The following is a 5,000-nucleotide window of genomic DNA, read 5'->3' on the forward strand; positions in this document are numbered from 1 at the left end:
GGGGGGGGGGGGGGGGGGGGGGGGGGGGGGGGGAGGGRGGGGGGGTGGGTAGAGAGGGACGATGAAGCGAGTGAGGTTTTCGGTACACCGGACGGCGGGGGAGGCGCGGCTGAGGGCGGGTTTGCTGATGGGCTCGGGGTTGTCGGTGGAGGTGCGAGGGGAGAGCCTGGCGCCGTTGGCGGGGGAGATACCGAGCACGGAGACGTGGGTGGAGTTGTGGGTGCCGGAGGAGGAGGTGGGGAGGGCGAGGGAGCTGGTGGAGGAGTTGGAGGGGGATGGGGAGAAGGCGGCGAGGGAGGTGGAGTGCCCGGGGTGCCGGGAGGAGAACCCGGGGAACTTCGAGCTGTGCTGGAGCTGTGGGGAGGAGTTGCCGGAGAGGCCGAGGCCGAGGCTGAGGGCGGTGTCCTGAGGCGAGGGGGGTGATGAGCCTGGCTGATTGCTGCTGGCAACGGGTGTCGGGCACTGACCAGGGGAGTGGGCGGGGGGCGCTGCGAAGGGGGCGGCGAGTCCCTTAGAGTCGAAGGGCCGTGTTGAACGTACCGCCGCCCGCCGAAGAGACCCGGAAGCACCGAGGCCCCGAGCAGCCCCCGGAAGAGTCGGGAGCGCCGGAGAGGCCGCGCCACTGGTGGCTCGAGCGGGGCATGAAGGGAGTGCTGATCGCCTGCACGGTGGCCTTCGTGGTGCACCTGATCCCGCTATTCCTGCCGAGGAACATGCCGGAGCAGGAGCTGGCGATGGCGAAGGCGATTCCGGACGCGGTGCAACGGGCGCAGGTGCTGAAGAAGCTGAAGGAGAACCCGAAGACGAGGGGAGAGCACCTGAGGGCGGGGGCGGAGCTCTTGATGGAGGGAGCGCCGTTGGACGCCTACGAGCTGGCGAAGGAAGCGGAGCGGCTGGAGCCGGGGGAAGTGGAGACGCAGCTCTTGCTGGCGAGGGTATGCCACGGGCAGCGGATGAACCGGTGCGAGGAGGAGTCGCTGGCGAGGGTGGCGGAGTTGGCGCCAGGGGATGCGAGGGGAGCGCTATTGAGAGCGGACTTCGCGGAGAGGGACGGGGATCTGGCGGGGGCGCTGAAGGCGGTGGAGGAGGCGTACGGGAAGGAGCCCGGGGAGACGGGAGTGGGGCTCAGGTACGGGAGGCTGTTGAGTGCGGCGGGCCGGGGAGAGGAAGCGATCCAGGTTTTGAAGAAGCTGGAGGAGAAGCTGGGGAGGGCGAGGATCTGGGTGGAGGAGGGGCTGGTGAGGGTGGCGCAGGGGCGGATGGGTGAAGCGAAGGAACTGTTCGCGAAGGCGGTGGAGGAGGAGCCGGGGCTGGTGATGGGGCACTACCAGTTGGGGATGGCGGCGTACCGGGTGGGAGACGTGGAGGGGGCGGAGGAGGCGTTGAGGGAAGCGGATCGCCTGGACATGTCGGACATGAGACCGCTGTCTGCGCTGTGTGAGATTCAAAGACAGACAGGGCGGCTGGACGACATGAGGGCGACGAGGATGGACCTGGAGAGACGGTTTCCGGAGCGGATGGACGCGGTGAGAAGCGCCTGCCGCACGCCGTAATCCAAGAACCAAGAACCCCACTCACACCAAGAACCCCTCTCCCCCCGGGAGAGGGACGGGGTGAGGGTATCGAGACCCCGGGTTCAAACCCGAGTCACCTCACTCGGGGATGCCGCGGATCCGCCGGAGCAACCGGGCAGCGGCCTTGACCTCGAGATCAACGGAACCATCCGCGATCTCCGTGCGAACGACAGCCTGGAGGAAGGGAATGGCCTCGTCGTCGCGGCCCTCGGAGGCCAGCAGCTCACCCAGGGCCATGCGAGCGCGGGTGAGCATGACGAGGTCCTCGGCCTGGACGGAGGCATCGATGGCATCGCTCAAGGCGGACTCGGCGAGCTCGGGCCGGCCACGATCGAGGAGCTCACGGGCGCGGAGGAGGTAACGGGAGGCATCCATGGGGAGCGCCAGAGGACAACGGAACCGCGACCCGGGACAACGAGCGTGAGACCGGGTTATCCCAGGGGAATGGAAGACGAGTCGCGGATCGTGGAGTTGGAGCTGCGCTACATGCAGCAGCAGGAGCTGCTGCAGGAGCTGAGCGAGGTGCTGTACACCCAGCAGCGGGAGATGGACCTGCTGAGGGCGGAGGTGGAGCAGCTGAAGAAGAAGCTGCAGGACGAGCCCGGCCTGGTGGACGCGAGGCAGCACGAGAAACCGCCGCACTACTGATCTCGCGCCTGGCCAGGCCGGGCGAGGCGGAGGCTAGAAGCGCCAGCCGAGGCGCAGACCGACATGAGGCCTGGGCTGGAGGTAACCGACCTCGAGGCCGAAGCTGACGGAGCGGCCCTGGTAGCCGAAGCCGAAGGCGGCGTGGGCGCGGAAGACATCACCCTCGAAGAAGATCCACGGACCGCCGAGGACCTCCACGTAGAGGGGGGTGCGCCGGGGGTTGAAGCGGAGACTCAGATCGAGGGGAACGCCGAGGGTATTGGGGTTGGTGGTGAGGAGGGCACCGAAGCGGGTGCCGATGGAGAGGGGGCCGACGAAGACGAAGTCGACGGCGCCAGTGAGATGGAAGAAGGCGCCGGTGTCGATCTGGTAGTCACCACCGAGGGTGAGCCGGAAATCAGCCGCCTCGGCGCGCTCGGGGGAGAGGAAGACAGCGAGGGCGAGGAGACCACCAAGGGCGGGGCGCAGCAGGTGCTTCATGGACGAGGAGCTCCTGGACTTGAAGGGTGGAACACCAATCAAGCAAGCCTGGAGAGGCATCGCCAGCGCGAAGATGAAAAGGGTGTGGAGCAAGGCACGGCGCCGCGGAAAGACACACGCGGAGCGGAGAAATGCAGTAGCCCGCAAAGGCGAAGGCCCCGAGTTCTCACGTGTTGTGAGGACTCGGGGCCTTCAAAAAAAATCCGGCAGCGACCTACTCTCCCGCGCGGTTTCCCGCGGAGTACCATCGGCTCTGGAGGGCTTAACTTCCGTGTTCGGGATGGGAACGGGTGGGACCCCTCCGACATTGCCACCGGAAACTGAGTGACTCGTGCATACAAAGGGTAGTTTTCAATTCTGCTTCAGAGAAGCTGGTGCCTTCTTCCGGGCCCGGCGCTGCTTTCTCAAGCGCGCTCGGGGCCTCGACCTTGGCCTCGAATCCCCTACTCCCTCCCCGGTGGGGTGGAGCTCGTGAGAGATTGAGGTCAGTAAGCCGCACGACCAATTAGTACCGGTTAGCTCAACGCGTTACCGCGCTTACACACCCGGCCTATCAACGTCGTAGTCTTCGACGGGTCTTCAGGGGCTTGCGCCCGGGATACCTGTTCTTGAGGTCGGTTTCCCGCTTAGATGCTTTCAGCGGTTATCCAATCGACACATGGCTACCCAGCGATGCCTCTGGCGAGACAACTGGTACACCAGCGGTGTCTCCAACCCGGTCCTCTCGTACTAAGGTCAGAGCCTCTCAAGTATCCTACGCCCACAGCAGATAGGGACCAAACTGTCTCACGACGTTTTGAACCCAGCTCGCGTACCGCTTTAATTGGCGAACAGCCAAACCCTTGGGACCTGCTCCAGCCCCAGGATGCGATGAGCCGACATCGAGGTGCCAAACCTCCCCGTCGATGTGAACTCTTGGGGGAGATAAGCCTGTTATCCCCGGAGTACCTTTTATCCGTTGAGCGATGGCCCTTCCATTCAGGACCACCGGATCACTATGACCTGCTTTCGCACCTGCTCGACCTGTCGGTCTCGCAGTCAAGCTCCCTTATGCCATTGCACTCGACGCCCGGTTTCCAATCGGGCTGAGGGAACCATCGCGCGCCTCCGTTACATTTTGGGAGGCGACCGCCCCAGTCAAACTACCCACCAGACAGTGTCCCAACTCCCGCTAAAGGAGCATGGTTAGACACCAGAATCCGACAGGGTGGTATTTCACCGTTGCCTCCACCGAACCTAGCGGCCCGGCTTCAAAGGCTCCCACCTATCCTACACAGTCGAACCCTAGTGTCACTGTCAAGTTGTAGTAAAGGTTCACGGGGTCTTTCCGTCTTGCTGCGGGTAAACTGCATCGGCACAGCTATTTCAATTTCGCTGAGTCCCTCTCCGAGACAGTGCGGAAGTCGTTACTCCATTCGTGCAGGTCGGAACTTACCCGACAAGGAATTTCGCTACCTTAGGACCGTTATAGTTACGGCCGCCGTTTACTGGGGCTTCGGATCATCGCTTCGCCTTGCGGCTGACGAATCCCCTTAACCTTCCAGCACCGGGCAGGAGTCAGACCCTATACGTCGGCTTCTTGCCTTCGCAGAGTCCTGTGTTTTTGGTAAACAGTCGCTACCGCCATTTCTCTGCAACCTCTCTCGGCTTCAGCTGTACGCCTACACCTACCAGAGGCCCACCTTCTTCCGAAGTTACGGTGGAAATTTGCCTAGTTCCTTGGAGGAGAGTTCTCTCAAGCGCCTTAGGATTTTCTCCTCACCCACCTGTGTCGGTTTGCGGTACGGACACCCTGTAGACTCCCCGCGGAACTTTTCTTGGAAGCCGAGCATCAACGACTAATCCCTTGCGGGACGCCATGGGGTCTCGGGGATGACTGCCGCGCCTTTTCATCGTACGCGACACCCCTACGCCTTTGGACTGGCACAACCACCGGCCAGCTCGTCTAGCTTTCTCCGTCCTTCCTCGGTTCAACGTCTACAAGATGGCGCAGGAATATTAACCTGCTTTCCATCACCTACGCCTTTCGGCCTCGGCTTAGGTTCCGGCTAACCCTGGGAAGATTAACTTGACCCAGGAAACCTTGGGTTTACGGCGAGGGGGTTTCTCACCCCCTTTATCGCTACTCATTTCGGCATCAGCACTCGCAACCACTCCAGCGGCCCTTGCGGTCCACCTTCGCCGTAGTTGCAACGCTCCCCTACCACTGCATGCGCCAGGCGCATGCAATCCGAAGCTTCGGCGCTAGTCTTGAGCCCCGTTACATTTTCGGCGCGGCCTGTCTCGACCAGTGAGCTA

At 63.2% G+C, this 5,000-nt stretch carries 5 protein-coding genes and 2 rRNA genes (1 of these 7 running past the window's edge); 3 read left to right on the forward strand and 4 right to left on the reverse strand.

Annotated features, from left to right (window positions below; all coding sequences use genetic code 11):
* The first annotated feature begins 61 nt into the window (after positions 1-61).
* Positions 62-409 carry a hypothetical protein gene (locus BO221_RS42195; protein WP_073566603.1) on the forward strand — a complete coding sequence of 116 codons (348 nt, stop codon included), beginning with the start codon at positions 62-64 and terminating at the stop codon, positions 407-409.
* Between the two features lie 232 nt (positions 410-641).
* Positions 642-1,553: a tetratricopeptide repeat protein gene (locus tag BO221_RS42200; protein WP_073566604.1), complete on the forward strand. Its 912-nt coding sequence runs from the start codon at positions 642-644 to the stop codon at positions 1,551-1,553.
* A 99-nt stretch (positions 1,554-1,652) separates the two neighbouring features.
* Here BO221_RS42200 and BO221_RS42205 read toward each other — a convergent pair whose 3' ends face one another.
* A complete protein-coding gene (locus BO221_RS42205) occupies positions 1,653-1,949 on the reverse strand; it encodes a hypothetical protein (RefSeq protein ID WP_073566605.1) in 297 nt (98 codons plus the stop codon).
* Between the two features lie 69 nt (positions 1,950-2,018).
* Here BO221_RS42205 and BO221_RS42210 point away from each other — a divergent pair, with 69 nt between their 5' ends.
* Positions 2,019-2,222 carry a SlyX family protein gene (locus BO221_RS42210; protein ID WP_073566606.1) on the forward strand — a complete coding sequence of 68 codons (204 nt, stop codon included), beginning with the start codon at positions 2,019-2,021 and terminating at the stop codon, positions 2,220-2,222.
* Between the two features lie 33 nt (positions 2,223-2,255).
* On the opposite strand, the gene BO221_RS42215 is transcribed toward BO221_RS42210, so the two are convergent.
* The 3 genes from BO221_RS42215 to BO221_RS42225 form a co-directional block, all read right to left on the reverse strand.
* Positions 2,256-2,702 (reverse strand): hypothetical protein, encoded by a 447-nt coding sequence (locus BO221_RS42215; RefSeq protein ID WP_143196010.1) that lies wholly within the window; start codon positions 2,700-2,702, stop codon positions 2,256-2,258.
* Positions 2,703-2,903: 201 nt separating this feature from the next.
* A 5S ribosomal RNA gene (gene rrf, locus BO221_RS42220) occupies positions 2,904-3,020 on the reverse strand.
* 166 nt (positions 3,021-3,186) lie between these two features.
* Positions 3,187-5,000 (reverse strand): 23S ribosomal RNA (locus tag BO221_RS42225) (it continues 1,154 nt past the right edge of the window).

It is taken from the genome of Archangium sp. Cb G35 (assembly GCF_001896145.1).
In the GTDB taxonomy this organism is placed as follows: Bacteria; Myxococcota; Myxococcia; order Myxococcales; family Myxococcaceae; genus Archangium; species Archangium violaceum.

What these genes read in the sequence shown, in the direction of transcription:
- BO221_RS42195 (WP_073566603.1), top strand. Translation starts at nt 62, where the DNA reads ATGAAGCGAGTGAGGTTTTCGGTACACCGGACGGCGGGGGAGGCGCGG.
- BO221_RS42200 (WP_073566604.1), top strand. Translation starts at nt 642, where the DNA reads ATGAAGGGAGTGCTGATCGCCTGCACGGTGGCCTTCGTGGTGCACCTG.
- BO221_RS42205 (WP_073566605.1), bottom strand. Translation starts at nt 1,949, where the DNA reads ATGGATGCCTCCCGTTACCTCCTCCGCGCCCGTGAGCTCCTCGATCGT.
- BO221_RS42210 (WP_073566606.1), top strand. Translation starts at nt 2,019, where the DNA reads ATGGAAGACGAGTCGCGGATCGTGGAGTTGGAGCTGCGCTACATGCAG.
- BO221_RS42215 (WP_143196010.1), bottom strand. Translation starts at nt 2,702, where the DNA reads ATGAAGCACCTGCTGCGCCCCGCCCTTGGTGGTCTCCTCGCCCTCGCT.